28 protein-coding genes are annotated in these 23,000 nt (G+C 62.9%); 18 read left to right on the top strand and 10 right to left on the bottom strand.

The window, feature by feature from the left end:
• Nucleotides 1–7: 7 nt before the first annotated feature.
• Complete coding sequence (gene aspS, locus LCM4576_RS16910) at nucleotides 8–1,804, bottom strand: aspartate--tRNA ligase (RefSeq protein ID WP_071033243.1); 1,797 nt, start codon at nucleotides 1,802–1,804, stop codon at nucleotides 8–10.
• A gap of 111 nt (nucleotides 1,805–1,915) precedes the next feature.
• Nucleotides 1,916–2,674, bottom strand: a complete 759-nt coding sequence (locus LCM4576_RS16905) for a DeoR/GlpR family DNA-binding transcription regulator (protein WP_071033242.1) — start codon at nucleotides 2,672–2,674, stop codon at nucleotides 1,916–1,918.
• 116 nt (nucleotides 2,675–2,790) lie between these two features.
• On the opposite strand from LCM4576_RS16905, the gene LCM4576_RS16900 reads away from it, so the two are divergent.
• Both LCM4576_RS16900 and rnd read left to right on the top strand, forming a co-directional pair.
• On the top strand, nucleotides 2,791–4,017 hold the full coding sequence (locus tag LCM4576_RS16900) for an MFS transporter (protein ID WP_083354935.1): 1,227 nt from the start codon (nucleotides 2,791–2,793) through the stop codon (nucleotides 4,015–4,017).
• Nucleotides 4,018–4,201: 184 nt separating this feature from the next.
• Nucleotides 4,202–5,353, top strand: coding sequence for a ribonuclease D (rnd, locus tag LCM4576_RS16895; RefSeq protein ID WP_071033241.1), 1,152 nt, complete (start codon nucleotides 4,202–4,204; stop codon nucleotides 5,351–5,353).
• A 39-nt stretch (nucleotides 5,354–5,392) separates the two neighbouring features.
• Here rnd and LCM4576_RS16890 read toward each other — a convergent pair whose 3' ends face one another.
• Together LCM4576_RS16890 and LCM4576_RS16885 are read right to left on the bottom strand one after the other, a co-directional pair.
• On the bottom strand, nucleotides 5,393–5,812 hold the full coding sequence (locus tag LCM4576_RS16890; RefSeq protein WP_071033240.1) for an MAPEG family protein: 420 nt from the start codon (nucleotides 5,810–5,812) through the stop codon (nucleotides 5,393–5,395).
• Between the two features lie 7 nt (nucleotides 5,813–5,819).
• A complete protein-coding gene (locus tag LCM4576_RS16885) occupies nucleotides 5,820–6,509 on the bottom strand; it encodes a hypothetical protein (protein ID WP_244510823.1) in 690 nt (229 codons plus the stop codon).
• Between the two features lie 122 nt (nucleotides 6,510–6,631).
• Here LCM4576_RS16885 and LCM4576_RS16880 point away from each other — a divergent pair, with 122 nt between their 5' ends.
• The 12 genes from LCM4576_RS16880 (at nucleotide 6,632) to LCM4576_RS16825 (ending at nucleotide 17,083) form a co-directional block, all read left to right on the top strand.
• Entirely contained in the window at nucleotides 6,632–7,858 is a 1,227-nt protein-coding gene (locus LCM4576_RS16880; RefSeq protein ID WP_071033302.1) for a site-specific integrase, read from the top strand.
• Between the two features lie 339 nt (nucleotides 7,859–8,197).
• Complete coding sequence (locus LCM4576_RS16875; protein ID WP_131803260.1) at nucleotides 8,198–8,440, top strand: hypothetical protein; 243 nt, start codon at nucleotides 8,198–8,200, stop codon at nucleotides 8,438–8,440.
• Nucleotides 8,437–8,634 (top strand): hypothetical protein, encoded by a 198-nt coding sequence (locus LCM4576_RS16870; protein WP_071033238.1) that lies wholly within the window; start codon nucleotides 8,437–8,439, stop codon nucleotides 8,632–8,634. Before LCM4576_RS16875 ends, LCM4576_RS16870 begins: the two co-directional genes overlap by 4 nt.
• Nucleotides 8,631–9,809 (top strand): helix-turn-helix domain-containing protein, encoded by a 1,179-nt coding sequence (locus tag LCM4576_RS16865; protein ID WP_071033237.1) that lies wholly within the window; start codon nucleotides 8,631–8,633, stop codon nucleotides 9,807–9,809. The genes LCM4576_RS16870 and LCM4576_RS16865 overlap by 4 nt, the downstream gene beginning before the upstream one ends.
• Nucleotides 9,793–10,080 carry a DUF6074 family protein gene (locus LCM4576_RS16860; RefSeq protein WP_071033236.1) on the top strand — a complete coding sequence of 96 codons (288 nt, stop codon included), beginning with the start codon at nucleotides 9,793–9,795 and terminating at the stop codon, nucleotides 10,078–10,080. The genes LCM4576_RS16865 and LCM4576_RS16860 overlap by 17 nt, the downstream gene beginning before the upstream one ends.
• A 193-nt stretch (nucleotides 10,081–10,273) precedes the next feature.
• Nucleotides 10,274–10,717: a hypothetical protein gene (locus tag LCM4576_RS36525; protein WP_071033235.1), complete on the top strand. Its 444-nt coding sequence runs from the start codon at nucleotides 10,274–10,276 to the stop codon at nucleotides 10,715–10,717.
• A 191-nt stretch (nucleotides 10,718–10,908) separates the two neighbouring features.
• Entirely contained in the window at nucleotides 10,909–11,190 is a 282-nt protein-coding gene (locus LCM4576_RS36520) for a helix-turn-helix domain-containing protein (RefSeq protein WP_157901218.1), read from the top strand.
• Between the two features lie 49 nt (nucleotides 11,191–11,239).
• On the top strand, nucleotides 11,240–12,217 hold the full coding sequence (locus LCM4576_RS16845) for a hypothetical protein (protein WP_071033233.1): 978 nt from the start codon (nucleotides 11,240–11,242) through the stop codon (nucleotides 12,215–12,217).
• Between the two features lie 12 nt (nucleotides 12,218–12,229).
• On the top strand, nucleotides 12,230–12,469 hold the full coding sequence (locus LCM4576_RS16840) for a hypothetical protein (RefSeq protein ID WP_071033232.1): 240 nt from the start codon (nucleotides 12,230–12,232) through the stop codon (nucleotides 12,467–12,469).
• A gap of 14 nt (nucleotides 12,470–12,483) precedes the next feature.
• The gene (locus LCM4576_RS16835) at nucleotides 12,484–12,852 is read left to right on the top strand and encodes a hypothetical protein (protein WP_071033231.1); all 369 of its coding nucleotides are present in this window, start codon (nucleotides 12,484–12,486) and stop codon (nucleotides 12,850–12,852) included.
• A 126-nt stretch (nucleotides 12,853–12,978) separates the two neighbouring features.
• The gene (locus LCM4576_RS16830) at nucleotides 12,979–16,767 is read left to right on the top strand and encodes a hypothetical protein (RefSeq protein WP_071033230.1); all 3,789 of its coding nucleotides are present in this window, start codon (nucleotides 12,979–12,981) and stop codon (nucleotides 16,765–16,767) included.
• A complete protein-coding gene (locus tag LCM4576_RS16825; protein ID WP_131803259.1) occupies nucleotides 16,757–17,083 on the top strand; it encodes a hypothetical protein in 327 nt (108 codons plus the stop codon). Before LCM4576_RS16830 ends, LCM4576_RS16825 begins: the two co-directional genes overlap by 11 nt.
• Nucleotides 17,084–17,158: 75 nt before the next feature.
• Here the strand turns inward: LCM4576_RS16825 and LCM4576_RS16820 are convergent, their stop codons facing one another.
• The 4 genes from LCM4576_RS16820 to LCM4576_RS16805 all read right to left on the bottom strand — a co-directional run bounded on the left by LCM4576_RS16820 (nucleotide 17,159) and on the right by LCM4576_RS16805 (nucleotide 18,712).
• Nucleotides 17,159–17,494 (bottom strand): DNA-binding transcriptional regulator, encoded by a 336-nt coding sequence (locus LCM4576_RS16820; RefSeq protein WP_071033228.1) that lies wholly within the window; start codon nucleotides 17,492–17,494, stop codon nucleotides 17,159–17,161.
• Nucleotides 17,491–17,868, bottom strand: a complete 378-nt coding sequence (locus LCM4576_RS16815) for a type II toxin-antitoxin system RelE/ParE family toxin (RefSeq protein WP_071033301.1) — start codon at nucleotides 17,866–17,868, stop codon at nucleotides 17,491–17,493. The genes LCM4576_RS16820 and LCM4576_RS16815 overlap by 4 nt, the downstream gene beginning before the upstream one ends.
• Before the next feature lie 96 nt (nucleotides 17,869–17,964).
• On the bottom strand, nucleotides 17,965–18,384 hold the full coding sequence (locus LCM4576_RS16810) for a hypothetical protein (protein ID WP_071033227.1): 420 nt from the start codon (nucleotides 18,382–18,384) through the stop codon (nucleotides 17,965–17,967).
• 112 nt (nucleotides 18,385–18,496) lie between these two features.
• Nucleotides 18,497–18,712: a hypothetical protein gene (locus LCM4576_RS16805; protein ID WP_071033226.1), complete on the bottom strand. Its 216-nt coding sequence runs from the start codon at nucleotides 18,710–18,712 to the stop codon at nucleotides 18,497–18,499.
• A 74-nt stretch (nucleotides 18,713–18,786) separates the two neighbouring features.
• Between LCM4576_RS16805 and LCM4576_RS16800 the strand changes: the two genes are divergently transcribed.
• The 4 genes from LCM4576_RS16800 to LCM4576_RS16785 all read left to right on the top strand — a co-directional run bounded on the left by LCM4576_RS16800 (nucleotide 18,787) and on the right by LCM4576_RS16785 (nucleotide 20,487).
• Entirely contained in the window at nucleotides 18,787–19,014 is a 228-nt protein-coding gene (locus LCM4576_RS16800) for a hypothetical protein (protein ID WP_071033225.1), read from the top strand.
• Complete coding sequence (locus LCM4576_RS16795; RefSeq protein WP_071033224.1) at nucleotides 19,011–19,340, top strand: hypothetical protein; 330 nt, start codon at nucleotides 19,011–19,013, stop codon at nucleotides 19,338–19,340. The genes LCM4576_RS16800 and LCM4576_RS16795 overlap by 4 nt, the downstream gene beginning before the upstream one ends.
• Before the next feature lie 88 nt (nucleotides 19,341–19,428).
• The gene (locus LCM4576_RS16790; protein ID WP_071033223.1) at nucleotides 19,429–19,929 is read left to right on the top strand and encodes a hypothetical protein; all 501 of its coding nucleotides are present in this window, start codon (nucleotides 19,429–19,431) and stop codon (nucleotides 19,927–19,929) included.
• Between the two features lie 123 nt (nucleotides 19,930–20,052).
• Nucleotides 20,053–20,487, top strand: a complete 435-nt coding sequence (locus tag LCM4576_RS16785) for a DUF2280 domain-containing protein (protein WP_071033222.1) — start codon at nucleotides 20,053–20,055, stop codon at nucleotides 20,485–20,487.
• A gap of 650 nt (nucleotides 20,488–21,137) precedes the next feature.
• Here the strand turns inward: LCM4576_RS16785 and LCM4576_RS16775 are convergent.
• Nucleotides 21,138–21,338: an AlpA family transcriptional regulator gene (locus LCM4576_RS16775; protein ID WP_131803257.1), complete on the bottom strand. Its 201-nt coding sequence runs from the start codon at nucleotides 21,336–21,338 to the stop codon at nucleotides 21,138–21,140.
• Nucleotides 21,339–21,443: 105 nt separating this feature from the next.
• Nucleotides 21,444–22,946, bottom strand: coding sequence for an IMP dehydrogenase (guaB, locus tag LCM4576_RS16770; RefSeq protein WP_041011519.1), 1,503 nt, complete (start codon nucleotides 22,944–22,946; stop codon nucleotides 21,444–21,446).
• Nucleotides 22,947–23,000 lie beyond the last annotated feature (54 nt).

Raw genomic sequence — 23,000 nt, 5'->3', positions numbered from 1 at the left:
CTGATTCCTAGCCTTCCTTCTTCGTCACCGCGACGCGCAGCGACAGCTCGCGCAGCTGCTGCGGGGTGGCTTCCGACGGCGCGTTCATCAGCAGGTCGTAGGCCTGCTGGTTCATCGGGAACATGGTGATCTCGCGCAGGTTCTTCGCCCCTACGAGCAGCATGACGATACGGTCGACGCCGGCCGCCATGCCGCCATGCGGCGGCGCGCCATACTGGAAGGCGCGATAGAGGCCGCCGAAGCGCTCTTCCACCGTCGCGCGGTCCAGGCCGACCATCTCAAAGGCCTTGACCATGGTTTCCGGCAGATGGTTGCGGATGCCGCCTGACGCGATCTCGAAGCCGTTGCAGACCATGTCGTACTGGAACGCCTTGATGCCGAGCGGCTCCTGGCCATTCAGCGCATCGATGCCGCCCTGGGGCATGGAGAACGGGTTGTGGGCGAAGTCGATCTTCTTCTCGTCCTCGTTCCATTCGAAGAACRGGAAGTCGACGATCCAGCAGAGCTCGAACCGCTCGCGGTCGACGAGGTTCAGCTCCTCGCCGGCGCGGGTGCGCGCGGCGCCCGCGAAGCTGACGAACTTCTTCGGGTCGCCAGCGACGAAGAAAGCGGCATCGCCGTCGGCAAGGCCGAGCTGCTGGCGGATCGCCTCGGTGCGCTCCTCGCCGATGTTCTTGGCGATCGGACCGGCGCCTTCGAGTTTCTCGCCCTCCTTGCGCCAGAAGATGTAGCCCAGCCCGGGCTGCCCTTCGCCTTGCGCCCAGGAATTCATGCGGTCGCAGAAGGCGCGGCTGCCGCCGGTCTTGGCGGGAATCGCCCAGACCTCCGCCTTCGCGTCGTTGGCGAGGATGTTCGCGAACACCTTGAAGCCGGAATCGCGGAAATGATCCGAGACCGCCTRCATCTCGATCGGGTTGCGCAGGTCCGGCTTGTCGGTGCCATAGGTGCGCATCGCCTCGTCATAGGGAATGCGGCGAAATTCCTGYGTTACCGGCTTGCCGGCGGCGAATGTTTCGAAGACGCCGCGAAGCACCGGCTCCATGGTGGAGAGCACGTCGTCCTGCTCGACGAAGCTCATCTCGAGGTCGAGCTGGTAGAACTCGCCCGGCAGGCGGTCGGCGCGCGGGTCCTCGTCGCGGAAGCAGGGCGCGATCTGGAAATAGCGGTCGAAGCCGGACACCATGATCAGCTGCTTGTACTGCTGGGGGGCCTGCGGCAGCGCGTAGAAGGTGCCAGGATGGATGCGCGACGGCACCAGGAAGTCGCGCGCGCCTTCCGGCGACGAAGCGGTCAGGATCGGCGTCGAGAACTCGGTGAAGCCGACCTCCCCCATGCGCTTGCGCATCTCGGCGATGATCTTGGTGCGYGCAACGATGTTCTTGTGCAGCGTCTCGCGGCGCAGGTCGAGGAAGCGGTATTTCAGGCGGATGTCTTCGGGGTACTCCGGCTCGCCGAACACCGGCAGCGGCAGCTCCTTGGCGGCCGACAGCACTTCGATCTCACGCGCGAAAATCTCGATCTCGCCGGTCGGCAAGTTGGTGTTGACGGTCTCGGGCAGGCGCGCCTTGACCTCGCCGTCGACGCGGATCACCCATTCGCCGCRCACGGTCTCGGCGACCTTGAAGGCCGGCGAATCCGGATCGGYGACGATCTGGGTCAGGCCGTAATGGTCGCGCAGGTCGATGAAAAGCAGCCCGCCATGGTCGCGCACGCGATGCACCCAGCCCGACAGGCGGACGGAATTGCCGACGTCGGTCTTTCTCAACTGGGCACAGGTGTGGCTGCGGTAACGATGCGTGGTCATGGGTAAAGTCCGGAAAATTGCGGGCATCTGCCCGGCTCGAAAATTGGCGCGAAAAGCGCATGAGAGGCCGGCTTTGTCAAGGCAAGCGGTCACACAGGCGCGCTTCGGTCGTCAGGCAAAGTGGATTTGCGCGCCCCGGCTTTGGAAATCGGCGAGCGTGGCGGCAGGCGCGGTCTTTTCCACCACGAGATGGCGGATCGCGTCCGYCCCCGCCACGCGATAGGGCGCCGCTGTCGCGAGCTTGTCGTTGGTGACGGCAATGACTATGCCGGCGCTGTTTTTGACCATGGCGCGCTTGACCTCGGCTTCGGCCGAATCGAAGGCGGTAACGCCGCGCGCGACATCCAGCCCGCAGGAGCCCAGAAAGAACAGATCCGCGTCGAGCTGCGCCACGGCGGCAAGCGTGTCGGCRCCCACGCAGGTGCCGAGATCGGGCACATAGCGGCCCCCGAGCACAATCAGTTCGACCAAACGACGATCGGCCAGCGCCGAGGCGACGCCCAGCGAATTGGTGGCAATGGTCAAATCCATGTCGCGCGGGATCGCCCTGGCGATCGCCTCGTTGGTCGTGCCGCCGTCGATGAACAGCGACTGCCCCGCCACAAGAAGCCCAACCGCCGCCTTCGCAAGGCGTGCCTTCTCCTCGACCGCATGACCGCTGCGCTGGCCGACGCTCGCCGCGGCAAAGGGCGCCGAAGCGATCGCGCCGCCATAGACGCGGCGCAATTGCCCGGCTTTCGCCAGCTCGCGCAGATCGCGGCGCACCGTGTCTTCTGACACGCCGAAACGGCTGGCCAGCTCACCAGCCAGCACCTTTCCATCCGCCGCCAACTGGTCCCGAATAAGTTGATGCCGTTCTTCGGTGAGCATGCATGATCCTATTTATTTTTGCATGTTATTGCATGCTTTGCCTGTTCATGCAAGAAACGGAGTTGTGAGCGAGCCTAGGCGTTCGCCCGCCATATCTCCTTGTTGGATTGTCCGTGATGACCCTTGGCCTGAAACTCGCCCCTCAGCATCGCGTCTATGCCGGCTTTGCGATCTATTCCTTTGCCATGGGCAACATCTTCCCGCGCCTGCCCGACATCAAGCGAGCCATGGGGATCGAGGACGGCACGCTCGGGCTCGCCCTGATCGGCACGCCGATCGGCACACTGGTCGCGCTGACGCTGGCGACGCCGATCCTGGAGCGCGTCGGCTTTCGCCGCGCGCTGCTTTGGCTGGTGCCGCTGCTTGCGCTTGCCTATTCCATTGCGGTGCATGCACCGGGCCCGGCGTCTCTGTTCCTGATGCTGCTTCCGGTCGGACTGATGATCGGCAGCATCGAGATCATCTTGAATGTCGAGGCCGACAGGACCGAGTTCCTGCTGAAGCGACGCATCATGAACCGGGCGCATTCATTCTGGAGCATCGGCTTTTTCGGCGCCGGGCTGTTCGGCGGCGCGCTGGCGCATCTCGGGCTGTCGCCGCAACTGCATCTGGCGCTGGTGGCGCCGATGGTAGCCGTTGCCATGGCGCTGTTCCTCGGCGGCTTCCAACCGGCGCCCGCACGTTTCGCCACGACCGGCGACAAGGCGCCGGTGTTCGCCCGGCCGACGCTGCCGATCCTCATCCTCGTCGCGGTGACGCTGTCGGCAATGCTGATGGAAGGCGCAAGCATGGACTGGTCGGCGATCTATATGCGCACCGTATTCGACTCCGGTCCGTTCGTTGCCGGCATCACCGTGGCGCTGTTCGCCTTCTCACAGGCGACCACGCGGTTCTTCGCCGACAGCTTTGTCGACCGCCACTCGCCGAGCGGCGTGGCGCGCGTGCTGTTGGCGACGATGATGGTCGGCGTCTTCATCGTCTTCTTCTCGCCTCTGCCCTTCGTCTCGATGCTGGGCTTCGCGCTTTTGGGCATCGGCAGCAGCGCCATCTTCCCGCTGGCGATCTCGGCGGCGGCTCAGCGCACCGACCGTCCCGCGGCGATCAATGTGGCGGCGCTGTCGCAGATCTCCTTCGTCGCCTTCCTGCTTGGGCCGCCGCTGCTCGGCTTCGTGTCGGACCATTGGGGCATACGCTCGGCCTATGGCATCGGCATACCGTTCATCGTGCTCAGCCTGGCGGCCGCGGGCGCGCTTGGCCGTCGGCCATCCTCGAACGCTGTAACGGACGGAATAGGATCCGGCGCGACAGGAGAGCGAGCACCGGCGCGCGCCTACGAGGCATGAGCGGCTYGCCCGGCAACGCCGCCTAGCGGAGCGGGCCGCGACATCGCAGCTTGGCGCACAGGCACGCGACGCGATTTCGCATGGGAGAACCCGGCGATCGGCCACCGCTTACGTTGCGGCGGCTTGACGAAAGCGCGCGCGGCTGAAATTGAAAGAGGCCTAATACTGTGYCAAAAGCGATTTGATGCGCGTCATCACGACACAAGAAGAACTCGAGAGCGTTGTCGCGGCGTTCGAAAAGTCGGAATTCGTTACCGTCGATACCGAATTCATCCGCGAGACGACCTTCTGGCCGATCCTCTGCCTGATCCAGATCGCCGCGCCTGGGATCGAGGCGCTTATCGATCCGTTGGCGCCCGGCATCGACCTGAAGCCGTTTTTCCGGCTCATGGCCAATGAAGCGGTGCTGAAGGTCTTCCACGCGGCGCGCCAGGACATCGAAATCATCGTCCATCTCGGCGATCTGGTGCCGCATCCGGTGTTCGACACGCAGGTGGCGGCCATGGTCTGCGGCTTCGGCGACAGCGTTTCCTACGACCAGCTCGTGCAGAAGGTCACCGGAGCCCGGCTGGACAAGTCCTCGCGTTTCACCGACTGGCGGCACCGGCCRCTCTCCGACAAGCAGCTCGAATACGCGCTTGCCGATGTCACCCATCTGATCAAGGTCTTCCAGCATCTCAGCGCCGAGCTGAAACGCGAGGATCGCGCGCACTGGCTGAAGGAGGAGATGGATATCCTCACCTCGCGCGAGACCTACGATCCGMACCCCGAGGACGCCTGGAAGCGGCTGAAGATGCGGCTGCGCAAGCCGCAGGAGCTGGCGATCGTGCAGGCGGTGGCCGCCTGGCGCGAGCGTGAGGCGCGCGAGCGCGACGTGCCGCGCGGCCGCGTGCTCAAGGACGATGCAATCTACGAGATCGCGCAGCAGGCGCCGCGCGACGCGGCAGCGCTCGGCAAGCTGCGCACCACGCCGAAAGGCTGGGAACGCTCCGCTACGGCAACCGCCCTGCTCGGCGCGGTCAACGCCGCCCTTGCCTTGCCCAAGGACGCGATGCCTAAACTGCCGAAAAGCGTGCAGCCGCCGGAGGGATCGAGCGCGGCGGCGGAACTGCTCAAAGTGCTGCTCAGGATCGTCGCCGAAAAGGAAGGCGTCGCCRCCAAGGTGCTGGCCTCCAGCGACGATATCGACCGCATAGCAGCCGAAGGCGACGAAGCCGACGTGGCGGCGCTGCAGGGCTGGCGGCGCGCCGTTTTCGGCGAGCAGGCGCTGAGGCTGGTGCGCGGCGAGATCGGCATCAAGTTCGACAAGCGCAGGATCGCGGTGTTCGACCTGTAGCCTCTCCTTCTCTCCTTGCGGGAGAAGGCAGAGCCTCCCTCACACCGCCCCCAGCAAGTGCAGCGCGAACCAGATCCAGGCGACGAAAAGTATGCCGGCRCCGAGGAAAAACGCGCGGCTGCGGTGCAGCACATAGTTTCTGTCGAGATGCACCCAGGCGTGAACATAGCGTGAGATTATGAAGAGCCACATCAGCGCCAGCGTCAGATAGTTCACGCCGTTGGTGACGAACAGCGCCAGGCACAGAACGTGGAACAGAACCGGCAACTCGAACTGGTTGATCAGGTTGTTGGCGACAGTGATGCTCGAGGCYGGCTCGGTCGAGCGAACCTTGTACTGGCTAACCCTGGCCTCGCCCGACTTCACCGCGAGATAGCGCCGCTTTAGCATCACCAGATAGACGATATAGACCAGGAGCACATGCGCCAGCATCGRCCAGAAGATGGCGGTCTGGCGCATTTCTCCCTCAGCGCCGCCGCTGCCCGGCCAGCGCGAAGACCGCGATGACGAAGACCGGGATCGCCAGCAGCGCGAATTTGGTGACGGTCAGCGAAGAGGCGAAGGCCAGCGAATCGGGATTGGCCAGCTGGAAATCGGAGAGCAGCCGGGCCAAGGMAAGATTCTGGGCATAGTCGGCGGCCGTATAGGGCAGCACCAGCACGAGCGCGAACAGGGCCTGCACCTGCGCCGGCATGGCGCGGAACGTGCTGAGCCGCCGCCCGAAGGCAAGGATGAGGCTGACCAGCGTCAGCGACAGCAGCGCCGGGAACAAGAGATCGAAGGTCAGATAATGCCAGACGATGATGATCTCGCCGCCGCGCCGGCCGAGCGCGGTGAGCCAGGCCATGCCTTCGTCAGGCGTGAAGCCGGCGACGCGCATGTCGAGCGAGAACAGGCCGCCGCTCAAGCGCTGGAAATAGAGAAACTCCAGCGCCGTCATGACGAGGAATAGCGCAATCGAAGCGATAGAGAGCGCCGCCGCGTGACGCGACAGCCGCAGCACCGCCGCGCTCAAATCACGCCACAGTCCCCGCTGGCGGTCGGACTGATCGGCCTCTCGATCAAAGTCCGCCCGGGTAATTTGGGCTTTCGCGGAGCCCGGATCGCTCAACGCCTTGCCGCTCAACGGACTCTGGCTCCGATCCTCATAAGCCATTGATTCTGTCCATTCCGTTGCCTTCCCGGTAGATACCACTCTTTACCTTCACCCTACCGACATTTACCATTGGCTCCGCTGACACAGTGCTGACACGGCACAAAGATCTGACGGCGGGCGCGATGGCTGCAACTCTTGTTTCAGACAGACATATATCTCGACTGCCGATTCCTTCAAAGGGCCAAGCCCTCTTCTGGGACGGAGATGCACCTGGTTTTGGCGTTCGTGTCACGGCGAGCGGCGCCCGGAGCTTCGTCTTCAACTACCGCGTCCGCGGCACTGGTAAAGAGCGGCGGTACACGATCGGCTCAACGTCCGATTGGAAGGTCGCCATCGCGCGGCAGGAGGCCAAGCGCCTCCGCAAGATTGTCGACCTCGGCGGAGATCCGCTTGGYGAGCTGGAGGCGTCGCGCGAGAAAGCCGCCCAGGAACGCATCCGCAGCAAGACTGTGAACGACCTCATCGATCGGTTTAAAGAGGAGCGCCTGCCGGACCTTCGGCCCGCAACCCGCAAGTTCTATGGCTACGCTTTCACCAACCACATCGGGTCGGCGATCGGCAAGAAGCGTGTGGACGACGTCGAGCGGACCGACGTCGAGAAGCTTTTCAGGAAGCTCACGGCGCTCGGCCAGCGCCACCAGGCCAATCAGTGCATCGTGATCGCCGGCGTCCTGTTTCGCTATGCCATCGATTGGGGTTGGCGAACCGGTGAAAATCCGGCCCGCGGCATCGACAAGAATCACCTCTCGGGACGAGAGCGCTACCTCCTGCCGGCCGAGAGCAAGCGTCTGGCAAAAGCGCTCGAGGCTCTCGAAGATCGGCAGGCGGCCGCTATCTTGAAGGTGCTGYTCCTCACCGGAGCCCGGGTTGGTGAAACATGCAAGATGCGCTGGGACCAGATCGACTTCTCGCGCGCCACCTGGACCAAGCCCGCCAGCGTCACGAAGCAGAAGCGTGACCACCGGCTGCCATTGACGGCGCCGGTCCTCGACGTGCTCACGAAGATCAAGAAGGAGCAGTCGCCGAAATCGGAGTGGGTGTTTCCCGGCCGGAGCAAGGAAGGTTATCGGAACGACGTGCGCAGCGCCTGGGCGGCCGTTCTCAAGGCGGCCGAGATCGATCAGCTGCGAGTGCACGATCTACGCCACAGCTTTGCCAGCACCCTTGTCAGCAGCGGCTACAGCCTCCCGATGATCGGCGCCGCTCTTGGGCACGCCAGCACGACCACGACTCAGCGCTACGCGCACCTTGCCGACGATCCGCTTCGCGAGGCAATGACGAGGGCTGCCGACTTGATCGAGGCCGCGGCACAAGCAGACGCGCAAGATGATTTTCACGCGTCAAAATGAAAACGGGTAGTTCATTATCTTCAGTGCGGCCATCTAATTCACGTGATTTTTGAGCATCTTGGCTGCTGCTCGGCGGGTGTTGTCAGCACATAGTCAGCACGCGCCATCCATCTGTCGATAACTGACCAACAGCCTCTTGATCTTTACCCATTTTCGGCCGTACGTTCGCCCCATCGAAGGGACTGAGCCGAGCCACCGCTTTTTAAAAGCACGCTCTGACCCTTCGGCGTTTGTCCTACAGACGTCAGCCGACCGAAGCCCGCAAAGGGCGGTCCGCGACCCGATGGTTCCAGAGAACATTTCCAGTTCACTGCGCCCGTYGGCTTGATCTGYATCGCCATGGGCGCCCAAGAGGAGCCTACGACGGTGGATTACAATATTTTCGATGAATGGCCGACAGAGACCGAATTCGCGAAAGCGAACGGCCTGACGAAGCGCCAGGTCGCGCGGATGCGATCGAGGAAGGATGGCCTCCCCTTCGCCAAGCGAGGCAAGGAAATCATCATTCACGTTCCGACGGCGCGGGAGTGGCTCAAGAAGCGCTTGATCACGCCGAATCCCTCTCGCGAGGGGCGGGCATGAAGGCGGATCTTACCCCTCCCGAGCACGAGCACTCCGCCGCCATCGACGTGGCTGTGGAATGGCTCTCCCAGAATCCTCGCGACCGGATCGGCCGGCCGATCGTCCCCCTGTTGCGCGAAAGGTTCGGCTTGTCGGCGGTCGAAGCCTGCGAGGTCTGTCGGGAGGCCAACCTCGCGATGRCACGCGCTGCATGAGGACGAGCGCCAAGGAGGAGCATCCCAAGCGACGGTTCTTCGATTGGGCGAACACCGTCTCGGTCAAGAATCCTGGTCACCGGAAGGGAACGAAGACCAGCGCCATGGCGCGCCGGGCTGTCCTCAAGGTCATTGTCGAGCTTTGCGATGTGAAGGGTGAAACCTTCCATGGGCAGCAGACCATCGCAGAGCGCGCTTCTTGCGCAGAGATTACCGTCCGGCGGGCCTTGGCCGAGTTGGAGGAACTCGGTTTGATAACCCGTAGCTATCGGTACGACAAGCGAGGCAAGCGGACCTCGGATTTGATCCGACTAGCGGTCGCATTGATCGGTAGTGGAGAGCAGACTACCGATCAATCTGTAGTCGACTACCGGTCAGATAGTTCGTCACTACCGGTCAATGGGACCGGGGAATCTATAAGGGAATCTTCAAATGAATCTTTTCCCCCTTCGGGGGCGGCAGGGGGAGGAAAAAATAAATTTGGATTTTCGGGAACAAGGGGGTGCCGGCTCCCCGAGGATTTTGAGCCAGACCATGCCGACGCCACGATCGCTGGCCTATCACCTTCCGAGCWTGCGCACGAGGCCGCTAAGTTCCGCGATTATTGGATCGCTCAGCCTGRCCAGAAGGGCGTCAAAGCCGACTGGCGAGCGACCTGGCGCAATTGGTGCCGCAGAGCTGTTGAGGATCGAGACAACCGGTCTTCCAATGGAAGGCGGAATTTTGCCGACGTGGCACGGGATCATCTGTCAGGCCGAAAACAGACTGTTGGCCAACAGGCCAGGGATGAACTCAGGCGCGCATTCGGAGTGGATGCGCTAAGGCGCGCCTTCGACGACATCGAAGATGTACCACCTGTGCGAGCGCGTAATGTCGGTGAATCTGCGCGCCTCGAACTTCAACGCAGAGGTGAATATTACGCTGTCGWTGACCGCCCGAGCATCCCCGCCCCTTCCGTTGCGGAGACGGTGCCAACGAACATAGGCACGGTGCTAAAGACCATCGAAGGGATCCTGCAAATCGGCTCCGATAATCGCGAGACGTTGACGAGTTGGCTGACCCGGCTCGACGGACTGCCAGAGAGCGAAATGACCGAGGAGCACCGCCAGCGTGCCGCCGAGATACGGCGCCGGGTCATGTCCAAGGTGGGAGGCTCGGATGAAGCGGCAGCTTGAGTTGGATTTGCGGGCCAAGGTCCTGACGTTTCCGCTCTCGAGGCAGGCGGCCGAGGTCCGCGAGGTCGCGCGCCGGCTGGACGCCACGCACGGCGACGACGCGAAAACATACTGGCGCAGCGTCGTCGCGGACCTGGATCGCCGCCTGTCGGCCCATGGTCTTGCGCGAGAACAGATCGACCGTGAGCTGTGGGCGTTCTTCGATGCTGTCCAAATGGAAATGCTGCGCCAATACGGCGGCGACGCGCCGCAGAAAGGGCACACCAGGTGAACCAAGCAGAATTCATCAGACGAGAGCGAGCCGCCCAGCATCGACGGGACGGCTTCGAAGAGCGGGTCGCCTCGAGGACGTCCGAGGCCCGGGCTCGCGTCGCAGCAATCTACGCCAAGTTCTGCGCGCAGCATGCGGCCTCGAAGGGCGAGCGCCCCGAACGGTCCGACCGTCCGCGCGCGCGAGGCGACCAATGAACCGGACTGGAAAGGGTGGCACGCTCCCGAAGCTGACCAACCAGGACGCCGCTCGCGTGGTCGAGGCGCTACGCGCCCACGCTGGCATCAAGACGGCCGCCGCGGCTGCGCTCAAGGTCGGGAAGACGACGTTGTATGCCTTCCTCAAAGCACATCCCGACGTGATGGAAGCCGCGGCCGATGTCGACGAGGAGATCCTAGACCTCGCCGAGAGCGAAGTCGCGAAAGCCATCCGCGCCGGCGACATGGCGACGGTCCGCTGGTTCTTGGAGCTCAAAGGCAAGGACCGCGGCTACGTCCGGCGCGTCGAGAACACCGGCAAGGATGGCGGCCCGATCCAGACGCGGCAGAAGCCAGACCTCAGCGAGATCTCCGACGAAGAACTCGAAATCCTCGGGCGGATCACGGCGAAGCTCGAAGGCAAGTCCTGGCCTCAATAACCGTTTCGGTTACAACTTCATTCGAAGTGCATAACCAAAACGGTTACATATACTGTAACCAAAACGGTTATGTTACTTGCGTAATGTTTCACGTGGGACGGGAAAACTGCAATCCATATAAAAATTTGGCCTTGAACATTCAGTGTTCATCTGACCTAATCCAGCAGAGAAAGGGTGAGGTCRATCGGCTCATGACGAAACTCAGCGTCGGCGCAGTGAAGGAAGCGCTCAGCAAGTTCGGCGGCAACAAGGCCCATGCGGCACATGAACTCCAGGTGGCGCGAGGCACTTTGTACGCGTTCATCGACAGGACACCCGAGTTGCAGGCGTTCGCATGCGAGATCGGCCAAGACATCGCTCTCGCGAACTGTTTGCCCATAGCGCTGCGCCGCGGCGAGGTTTCTGCCGAGGACAGGGAGCAGCTTCGAAATCTGCTTTGCCGATGCCTCAAGACGGAGGCCCGCGCCGCCTGACCAAAAATGGCCCGCCGTGATGGCGCGCCCGTCCCCAGAAGGAAAGACCATGAAAATCATAACGAAGATCAGGGATGTGATCAGCGGCGCCAAGGCCCAGRCCGAGGCGTTGCGCGCTGAGGCCAACCAGGTCGATGAGTCCTATCGCACCACCCTGGTCGAGCTTGGCAAGCTGCACCACGCCAAGGAGCGCTTGCTGATGGACCTGTCGAAGGTGAAGGCCGGTCAGCAGCCGGGGGAAAGCCGCGACGCCTATGCGAAACGCATGTGGGAACTCGGTCAAGCCGAGCGACAGGTGAAGGAAATCGACCGGCAGATCGCCCGATGCAACACCCGGCTCGGTGAAATCGAGCGTGAGCGTGTCCGGCTCCGCAAGGAGCGCAAGGAGGCGGCCGCTACGACTGCGTTGRCCGAATCGACCGACGGCGCCGAAGCTCTCGCCGCGCTCGCCGACGCCAAGAAGATCGTTGAGGATTTGGAGGCCAAGCGCGAGGCGGCGGCGCGCCACACCAACAAGCTCGCCGAGGAGCGCGCGGCGATCAGCCTGCAGGCACACACAGGCGACGAGAGCGCCCGGCAGCGCCTGGACGCCATCCATATCGAAATCGGCCGTCAGGACTCAGAAGCGGCCAGCCTCGAGGCTGCACTTACCGAAGCGCGCGCGAAGGTCCGGAGCGCCGAGGCCGCCGTAGGGCACCAGGAGGCCGCCCGCCGGGAAAGCGAGGTCGCGCGGATCTCCGGGCTCGTCCTCACCGAGAGCGCCGCATTCGATGCCGCCGCCGGCGCGATGGTTGCTGCACTTCGCCAGCGGACCCATCTCATCATGGCGCTGGCGAAGCTTGGCGTCGACACCAGCGTCAGGAACCACCTGACSTCCGCAATGGCGGTGAACCGCGCGCTGGCCCGCGCCGGGATGAAAGACTTCGCTGACTTCGATGCCGGCGGCAACGCCGGACACCAGCGCAGCCTCGCCGACTACGATTCACTCCACATCGGCAGGTCGTCGACCGCGCCGCGCGCGGCATAAGGAGGGCACAGCATGTCACTCACAGTCGAAAAAGCAGCGATCGATACGGCCTGGGCGACACTCCAGACCGCCGTCGGCGCCTACTTGAGCGCCGGTGGCTCGCCCTGGTCGGCCGCGTTCTGGCTCCTCGCCCAGGTCGCCAACATCGACCCTCGCATCGCTAAGGTTTGCGATGGGCAGGCCGACAAGGCGATCAGCGCCCGGCAGAATCGCGCGACCACCTTCGCGGCGATGAACGAACGTCCGAAATAAGGAGGGACCGCGACATGACCGCATTTGATTTCAACGCTTCTCTCGCGAAGCAAGCGCATCAGACCTTCGACGCTGCCGTCGCCTTCATCCAGAAGCGCGATGACTGCCCGCCGCTGAATGCGATCTTCAAGGCCATGACCGAACATCCGGACCTTTACGAGGCCTCCGCAAAGGCACCGCCGGTGGTGGCGAAGAAGATCGAGAAAGCAGTCGACGATCGCATCGCGAAGGCGAGCAAAGCCATCGACGACATCGCGGCCGAAATTCGTCGGCCGGACGAGAGCTTCGAAACAGCCTATGCCCGAGCGCTCGACCAGCGACCGGATCTGTACACGGCATATAAAGCTGCCCATGTGGCGGCTCAGAAGGCGTCCGGTAACTGATCATCATGGCCGGGGCCCTCACGCATTTGCCTCTGACGGGCGTCTTTGTCAGAACCTCCTTCGGGAAAAAAGCTGGGCGGCGTCGGGCGCCGCCCAGCATCTCCTCACAGCCAAAGGGTGCCTGATATGGAAGTGGCTGGCAGCGTCGTCATCACGATCGGGGGCGACCTCTCCGCGCTTGAGGYCGCCTTGGCGAAGGGACGCGAGCAGGCGGCGGCGTTCGAAGCCCAGGTCAGCGCGAAGTTGAGTGCGCCCGCTATGTCGGCCGGCCTGGCCAAGATCGCCAGCCTCGTCGAGCAGAACAATACCTTGCTCGCGAAACTGACATCATCGGGCACCGCCGCCAGCGCCACGATGACCAAACTATCTGCTGCGACCACGGAAACCGCAGCGACCTTGGCGGCTGTTTCCAACGCTGCCAAGGCCACCAGTGCACAACTCAGCACGCTTGGATCGGGCGGCGCGGCCTTCACTGCCGGCACGATCTCGGCCAAGGAGTTTGCGGCTGCGCTTGAGGCCACGGGCGGCAACCTTTCGAAGATCACACCGCAGATGCTCGGCATGGCGGCGGCCGAAGATGCAGTCGCCGTCTCGACGGAAGCGGCCACAGCGGCTTTTCGTGGCCTGACCGAAGCGCAAATCCAAGCATTTGCCGCCCAGCAGGAAGGCGCGAATTTCAACCGCGCCCTGAATGAAAGCTTCGGCCTCATCAACTCGAGCACGAAGTCGGCCCGCGATAGCGCCAGCGTCTTCCGAGAAATGGCCGTCGCCGAGGATGCGGTGGCGGTATCGAGCCGCGGCGCGGCCGCCGGCATGGAAGCGGTCGGGGTTGCGTCATCGCATGCCGCTGGCCTTGGGGCGGGTGTTACGCGCGAATTTTCGGTGCTCGGCGCCGAGGTGRCGCGCGGCAATTTCAGCCGCATTYCCGGTTCGCTGATCGTGCTCAACGAGCGCCTGGTCTCGACCGGCACCGGCGTCCTCACGCTAGGCAACATGATGAAGGCGTTCGGCGGCTTGGCCGAAGTGATCTTCAACCCCTATGTGATCGGCTTCCTCGGCCTCACCATCGGTCTCGATCTGGCAATCAAGGGCTTCGACAAACTCACATCGAGCGGGCGCGACCTGGCGACTCTCCTCAAGGAGCAGAGGGAGGAACTGGACGCCCTCGGCGCGGCCTATGGCAACGCCGCGGCGCAGGCCAAGGCCTTTGCGGTCGGCGGAATCAACTCCTTCAGCATAGCGTCCTCGGAGACCCTGCACGGCCTGCAGCTGGAGATCGCCAGCAAGACCAAGGATCTGACGTCGACCCTGGGCTACCAGGGTGGCTTCGACAGCAGCAATCCGTTCCAAATCTACGACGACTTCAAGCCGTTCGAAGACGCGATCAACCACCTTCGCGAAACTGCCGCGGYCGGCACACCCGACATCCTCGGCTTCAAGAAAATGGTGGAAGACCGCTGGGCGCTCGATCCGAACAATGAGGCCCTCACCAAGTCAGCCGCCGAGCTCGAGAACCTGGTGAAGGATGCCCTCGGCGCTTCCGTCGCCCTGCAGCAATTGAAAATCGCCCAGGATCAGTTGCGCGGACGCGGCGACGAGGGCGCCAACATGATTGCCAACATGATCTCGGCCGGCAACGCTGCCGCCGAGGCCTTGAAACGCGTTGAAGATAGCGCCGGCACCCAGGGCCTGACGGCCTATGCCAGGGCGATCGCCAACATCAATCGGGAATTCGACGACGCCGTTGTGAAGGCGCATGCATCTGGCGCGGCGCTCGAGACGTTCAATCGGGCGCGCTATCTCGCCGTCCAGGAAGAAAGCCTGAAATCGCTCAGCGAGATCAGCTTCGATCAGCCGATCGCGGGCGCGAACGCGCTCGGCGCGGCCATCACCGGCGTCGGGAGTGCCGCCGCTGGCGTCAAGGTCGAGCTCGGCGGCATGGCGGCGCCGATCGTCAATATCACCCAGCTTTTCGGCCGGGCGAAGCTCGACCAGTTGATCGGCCTCGAATCCGCGACCAAGCAATTCGAGGACATGAAGCTGAAGATCGTCGACATCAACAGCCAGCTCGACATCCTCAGCCATCAAGATCCGGCCTCGATCTTCGGCACTGGAGCCCAGGGCGGCGCCGCCGACATCGCCGGCGCCTACAACGCGATCGACGCGATCTTCAAGCGCTACGATTCGGGGAACATGTCGGTGAAAGCCGTCCATGATGCAATCGAGCAGGTTCGCGCAAGCCTGGTTGCGCTCGGCGGCGACAACGCGAGCGTCAATGCCTTCGTCAACGCCATCGTCAACGGTGAAATGCGAGTGCGACAGCTCAACAGCGATGTTCAGCAGCTCGGGCACAGCATCACTACCCTGCCAAACAAAACAGTCACGATCACCGTTCGCACGCAGCGCATCGGCAGCGGCACGCAGTCGCTCTACGACGTGCCCGGCGGCACCGTCGGCGTTACGCGCTATGGCGGCAATCCAGGGGATCAGAACGGTCCTTCCATGACTGCCTACGAGGTCGCCGCCAGCGGCTACGGAAGCATGGGCGGATCGGGATCGCCCGGCACCACCACGGTCAACGTGACCCGCTTCTCGAGCGCCGTGCTGGCGGCCGGCGCGGAAATTCGCGCCGACGCGAGGCAGACGGCCGGCGCCTTCAGCGAAGTCGGCACAGCGGCAGGGGATGCAGCCAGCCAGGGCATGGGCGTCATAAAATCACTATCGGACAGCGCTCAGTCGTCGATCCAGCAGGTCTWTGGTGTCGCGGCTTCCATCGATAGCCTGCACGACAAAACGGTCACGATTCACGTCAGGACGGTCAATGACAAGGGCGGCGCCGTCACCGGCCCAGCGGCGCAGTCGAGTCAGTTGCAGGATGCCATCTCGGCAGTGGATTCCGTCTTCCGGTCATCGCCTCTCTACAACACCAACTATCAGGTGCCGCAAAGCCAGATCGACGCTACCCAGGCGGCGATAACCGCGTCCGGTGCCACCGATTATGCMGGAAAGATAGCGGCGAGCGGCCGCCAATCGACCAACATCATCGACCTGACGAACGATTCCGAAACAGCGATTGCGGGATCGTTCAACAGCGGCGGCATGATCCATCCTGGCGACAGCCAGYGCGTCTCATTCTTCAAGAGCCCTGACGAAACCGTCGGCATTTTCACGCCCGGCCAGATGCAGGCCCTTGCCGATCCGCAGTCTGGCTTCACCGGAACGCAGCCCACGGCCAACGACAATCGGGCGTGGACGGTGCTGATGAACGTCGAGGCCAATACGCGAAAAACTGCGCAACTGCTCGACGACATCAAGACGGCGAGCAGCRCATCGGCATTTGGCGGCTCGTCCTATAGCGGCGGCTCGTATGGTGGGGTGGACACTGGCCAGCAAGACCAGCTTTCCGCTCAGTATATGCAGGTGCTCCAGCAGGTGAAGGCCAATTTCAAGGCGGCCGGCATTATTGGCAGGGGCATCATCGGCTATGGCCTCGACGGGTTGGCGGCGAGCGCCGAGGAGATCGCGCGCAACATCGTCTACGGCGGGRCATCGCCGCTCGGTGCGGCGGCACCGACGTCCTACGAACGTGACATGGCGAAGCAGGACGCCCAGATGAAATCGCTCTACGGCTTCAACTCAGGCGGCATGATCGCACCCGGCGATAGCCAGGAAGTCCGTTTCTTCAAATCGCCCGAGGAGACGGTGGCGATCTTCACGCCGGCGCAGATGCAGGCGCTGYAGGGCGCCAATCAGAACCAGAGCACGCAAGCGGCGGCTGACCAGCGACCGATCCAGTTCAGCCAGACCAATCACTGGAACGGCAACGCGCCGCCGTCACAAGAAAGCCTGGCCGCCGTTCGCCGCGCCACCGCGCTTGGCTTCATGGATGCGCAGAGGGCCGCCCGTGGTCGATAAAAGCAACCCTCCTGAAAAATGGTGGAAGCCGCCTCCCGAACTCGCCGAGGTTGTCGAGGCCAGYCGGCGCGGATTTCGAGCGCAGTTCGGCGACTTTGGGGAAGCRCAGATCTCTGCCTACGCGCTTGGAACCTCYGAAGATGGGGAATTCTTGGCGTTCCAGTTTCAACGACCTGACGGCAGCGTGCACCGCTTCACCCTGTCGGCGTCGATGCTACCTCAATTCATCACTGAGCTTGCCGGCGCCACCGATGACATGAACGTGYGGCGAATCGCGACGGCGCTCGTGGCTGCCGAACCGCGGGGGCAGGCATGATCGCCAGAGCTACGGAAGGGCTGAACGCCTTGCCCGTGACATGAAACCCCGGCGCGCGGGCCGGGGTTTGTTGTCTCAGCCGACTTTCCTGGCCGGCGGCTCATTGATGATCTCGCTATGAAGATCCTGGAGCGCCTTCACCATCTCGACGGGACGAGAGTTAATCAGCAGGAGATATGCACGCATCGCCTGAACTGGCCTCGAACGGCCCTGCTCCCACTGCTTCAGTTGATCGAACCCGAATCCGAATGTGGAGGCAAAGTCCTTCTGCGAAAGGCCAGTCTTCGCGCGGATGGCCTTCACGTCAATTTCTGCTGGCACATGAAGCTTATAGGGCTCGGCCTCGCCGCGTGCGACGGCAAGCGCTTCCTGCAGGCCCTCCGCGATCTGATCGAATACCTTCTTGCTCATGCTCTTTCTCCACCTGCGGCTAGCGGTTGGACGCGTCTCGCATATTCTTCCACAATAGCCTTGGTCATTTTATGAAGACCGTTACGTTCGGCCTTCGAAAGGTTGACCTTCTGGCTCTTCCCAAAAACCGTTATCAGGAAGACCGGTAGGTCGGTGCCCGTGTAGAATGTGATCGTGCGGACGCCTCCGCTTTTGCCTTTGTTGTTGCCTCGAATCGAGAACCTAACCTTCCTGCAACCACCTGTTCCGACGATCTCTTCACCGTCGTCCGGGTTGGCTGCTATGTGGTCAACGAAGTCCTCAATGTCCTCATCGGACATCCCGGCCGCTTGCGCTGCCCTACGAAAGGTTCTCAGCTCTGACACTGTATGCATGCCGTGCATAAGTATGTAAACTACGCACCTTGTCAACTGGTAAACGGGCTAGTCTGTTCCACGAGCGACCTCACAAAACGCGGAGCACATCGTTCGTCACTTGCTCGGCGCCATCGGCCTCGCATGGTATTTGCAGAGCAGGACGAACTGAGGCCGCCCGGCCAACTGRCTCGATATCGATGAAGCCGGGAGCGTCAGGATCTGCGCGTTGAAATCGCAGAAGGACTGCACCATCTCGGCGACGTCCTCGGCGTTCATGTCGTCGACCTTCATGATGTCGCCCTCCTGGCAGTTGCCGCTGGCAAGCGCAATCGCGAGGTGGCGACACTGCCGCTCCTCGGGAGCCTTCGCCGGCGCCACTGGTGCCGCGGCCGGCTCCGGCTTCAGCGCATCGTAGCAGGCCACTCGATCGGCGCCTTCGACGAGCTRCCGRCAGTTGTTGATGGYATCGAACGTCTGCGCGTGCGCCGTGCCGGCCGCCGCGAAGAGCGCGCCAATCGCCAAGAGCCGAAGCATCCCCACCTCCCTAGTCGTGCCCGATCAGATACTTGCGCACCTGAAATAACAGCGCAAGACGGGCCCGGTTCGGGGACAGTGCAACCAAAATGGTTACACGAAGGGTGCCAATTTAGGCCGTGAGATAGCGCTCAACTTCGTCGAGATCGGCGCTGTACGGAAATGCCCCGCTGCCGCARACCACGCCATTGGTTTGCGTGTCGATCAGCATATAACCCCCGAAATCCACTGCCCGGGGGTCTCTTCGTTTGCTTTTCTCGAGCCTCAGTCCTTGGCGCTCAGCCATTCGACGCAAGCGGTTCTCTTTCACCTTCATCTCCTGATCCATGATGCTAGAACCTATGCTCCAAATGATGCTTGACGTGATGCTGGAAGTCAACCATATATAAGCAGGCCGATCAAGTGCTGGAACACCTGACCGGCCCTGACCAAAGCGAAAAGGAGATTTTCGACATGGCTTACCTCCGTATATCACTCTCTCGGATCGCTCGCGATCCCGTCGTCGCTGCCTTCCTGGCCCGCGGCGAGCGCGATTCCGACGCCGAGCCCATCGTCATTCCGGTGCGCTTTCCCCGGCCGCCCTTCAAAGACGGCGCTGCGGCGCGCCGCGAACTGGAGTGCATGTCATGAGGGCCGTCGTCGCGATGATAAAGACCGCAGTCGCGGCCGAGCCGATGGACCCCTTGTTGGCTGCAATCAACCTCTACAAATTCGCTGGCGAAGCCTACGACGACATGCCCGAGGATCTGACCGAGGAGCAGGAGGCCGAGGCCTTCGAGCGCCTCTGCAGCGATCCGGAGGCCGTCCTCGCCGCATGGAATTCGCCGGCGAGCACGCGAGAGAGCGCGCTGGCCGCAGTCCGTCTCGCGCTGCAGATCGGCCAGGAGAGCGACTCCGAGCCGACCATGCTCAACCTGATGAAGCAAGCACTGGCCTATTTCGAAGGCCACAGCTAATTTCGAGCCGGTCCCCAAACCCGGGGAGCGAAGGAATTGATCGGCTCCGCGATGGTGCGGAGCCGATCCATTTTGGCGAGGACCGCCAATGCGGGACGGATATCTCAACGACGACGTGCGCGCGCGCCTTCGCAAGCTTCATCAGCTCGCCATCGACCAAGGCGAGCACTCCGCCTTCCTCGATGCCGTCAACACTGTGCACGCCGGCCTCCATTACATCAAAGYGACCCGCGACGAGAAAGAGGCCGAGCGGTGGATGCTCGACCTCTTCAATCGAGCGGAGTTCGTGCGGGATCCGGAGATCATCGCAAGAGCACGATCGCCGGAACATTGGGCGCAGCRCCTCGCCGCCAACGGCTTGTCGGTCTCCGCCGATGAGATTCGGGAGCGTGCGCGAGYCGACCGCACGTTCTACCAGATCGGCGACGATATGCTGCTCACGGCCCACCAGTTGGACGAGGTCTTCCAGGTCGACAACACCCCGGAAGCTCGAGCCCGGCGCGCAGCGAGGAACGACCCCCGGCCCAGCGCCGCATTCAATCGCGTCATGGCCCGGCTGAAAAAGCCCAAGCCGAAGCGCTCGAAATAGGGCCTGTTTTTGCTCATTTCTGAGCGAAACCTCTGCGGTTGAAAAGTCTTCCTGACCGGAAGACTTTCACCCATCGCCCATGGCATATTTACCTGACCCAACCTGACAGAATCGAAAAGAGCGATGGGGAAGGCAAAGCTTCCGGAAGCGGTGAAAGCCCTTGTAGTGCAACGGCTCGCGCGTTTCGACTCGCCGTCGGAGGTCGCCGAGGCGGTCAACCAAGAATTCGGGATCAAGATCACCCGCCAGAGCATCGAGTTTTTCGACCCAACGAAGCATGCCGGAAAAAACCTCGCACCAAAGTGGCGAGCGATGTTCGAGGGCACTCGGGCGGCATTTCTGAAAGAGATCGCGACGATCGGCGTCAGCCACCTCAGCGTGCGCCTTCGCATGCTTCAACGCATGGCGGACAAAGCCGAGGAACGAGGCGACACGGCCCTCGTCATGAAATTGYTCGAGCAGGCTGCGCGTGATGTCGGTGGCATGTTCACCAGCCGGCGCGAGGTCAGCGGCACGCCTCCGGCGGTCGCAGCCGTCGCGATCGTGCCGAGGCAGTAGATGGTTCTGAAGTCGCGGGATCTGGCGAGCCTACCCCCTCTCGACGAGATGCCCGACGATTTCGCTCTCACCCTTCCGGAGGCTTGTCACGTCTTTTTCCGTGACATGATGGGGCCGGGCTCGCTGCGAGCGGCCCGTGATCGAGGGAGYCTCGCCATGCAGCGCGCCGGCCGACGGGACTGGGTGACCGCCGGCGCAATGCGCGAGTTTCTACGTCCAGGGCAAGCGGATGACGCTCGGCCGGCGGCGCCGACCGCCTCATCTGATCTGGACCGCATACAGGCCGCACGAGCTGCGGCGCAATTGATCGCATCGCGGCTGAAAGCGGTGCGGAAGCGGCGCCCGGAGGAGTAGCCATGCGCAATTTTGCGTCAGGGGGCCTGCTTGGATTTCAGCACGGGCCGTTTTCGCCAAATTCGGCGAATACTGAAAAACCGCTCAACCCATTGATTCCGAACGGCTGAATTTTAAGCATCCACCGCCCGATAAATTCTTATCGGCGGTTGCCGCTCCCCGATCCAGGGGACCGGCTATGTCTGCGCAAAAGTGCGCACACGTCACGGGGGCACGCATATTGTGCGTACCCTTGGAGGCGGAGCTCAGATTTCCCCCATTTAGGGGAAATCCCTGGTCGCGAATTTTCGACCGAATTAAATCAGCGGCTTAGCGCGCCTGGCCACGTCGAAGGCATCGAGGTCGCTCTCGAGCCAGTATCGGCGCCGGCCGCGCCAATGCGGCTCGGGAAAGCTGCGGCTTGCGAGGCGACGGTCGATCGTCTGGTCTGAGATCTGGTAGCGCCGGCACACCGCCGCAGTGTCGAGTTCGCGCCGCGGCTTCGTGACCCAGGACATCTGCAGCACCCCTGCCCTTTTTGCTGACACAGCGCTGATATCTAAAAAATCAGCCTCGTGCCAATGACGTCAGGCAGATGTAATTAAACGACTTTTCCGCCTTTTCTACAAGCCGCCCGGGTAATTTGGGCTTTCGCGGGTGATCGTGACGTCATGGGCGTGGCTTTCACGAAGTCCGGCGTTGGATATGCGCACAAAGGTGGCGCGCTCGCGGAAATCCGCAAGGTCACGTCCACCCACATAACCCATAGCGGCTTTCAGGCCGCCTGCAAGCTGGTGCAGCACGCCAGCCACAGGTCCTTTGTAGGGAACCTGTCCTTCAATGCCCTCCGGAACCAGTTTCAGGGTGTCGCGAACCTCGGCCTGGAAGTAGCGATCGGCCGAGCCGCGCGCCATGGCGCCGACCGAGCCCATGCCGCGGTAAGCCTTGAAGGAGCGGCCTTGGTGCAGATAGACCTCGCCCGGGCTCTCGTCAGTGCCGGCCAGCAGCGAGCCGATCATGGCGGCGCTTGCGCCGGCGGCGAGCGCCTTGGCGAGGTCGCCCGAATATTTGATGCCGCCATCGGCAATGACGCTCACGCCGGCCTTGCTGGCCGTCTCGACCGCCGACATGATCGCCGAAAGCTGCGGCACGCCGACGCCGGCGACGATTCGGGTCGTGCAGATCGAGCCCGGACCGATGCCGACCTTGACGGCGTCGGCGCCGGCATCGATCAGCGCCTGCGTGCCTGCGGCGGTGGCGACATTGCCGGCCAGGATGCGCACTGAATTGGAGAGCTTCTTTGCCCGCGCCACGGCCTCCAGCACACGCTGCGAATGGCCATGCGCGGTATCGATGACCAAAAGGTCGACGCCGGCATCGATCAGGCGCTCGGCGCGCTCGAAGCCGTCATCGCCGACGCTGGTGGCGGCGGCGGCGCGCAGCCGCCCCTGCGCATCCTTGGTGGCATGCGGGTTGAGCTGCGACTTCTCGATGTCCTTGACGGTGATCAGCCCGACGCAGTTGCCGTTCCTGTCGACCACCACCAGCTTCTCGATGCGATGCTTGTGGAGCAGGCGCTTGGCCTCGTCCTGGTCGACATTCTCCTTGACCGTGATCAGGTTCTCACGGGTCATCAGCTCGTAGACCTTCTGCGACGGATCGGAAGCGAAACGGACGTCGCGGTTGGTGAGGATGCCGACCAGGCGGCCGACCGTGTGGCCGCCGGTGCCGCCGTTCTCGACCACCGGAATACCGGAAATGCCGTTTGTGCGCATCAGCGCCAGCGCGTCGGCGAGCGTGGCATCCGGACCGATGGTGACCGGGTTCACCACCATGCCGGATTCGAATTTCTTGACCTGCCGGACCTGCTCGGCCTGCTCTGCCGGGGTCAGGTTGCGGTGAATGACGCCGATGCCGCCGGCCTGCGCCATGGCGATCGCCAGCCGCGCCTCGGTGACAGTATCCATGGCCGCCGACAGGATCGGCACGTTGAGATCGATATCGCCGGCAATGCGGGTGCGGATGTCGGTTTCGCCAGGCATCACCTCGGAATGGCCGGGCTGCAGGAGCACGTCGTCGAAGGTCAGCGCCAGCGCGCCGGTGGACGTTTCGATGATTTTTGCCATGGCCARTCCTTTTGAATGCRGAAAAGGCGCCGGGCCGATTGGYCAGCGCCGACT

The sequence above is a fragment of the Mesorhizobium sp. LCM 4576 genome, from assembly GCF_001854815.1.
Taxonomy (GTDB): domain Bacteria; phylum Pseudomonadota; class Alphaproteobacteria; order Rhizobiales; family Rhizobiaceae; genus Mesorhizobium; species Mesorhizobium plurifarium.
Note: the sequence above shows the minus strand (reverse complement) of the source record. Positions and strands in the feature narration are given on the sequence as shown.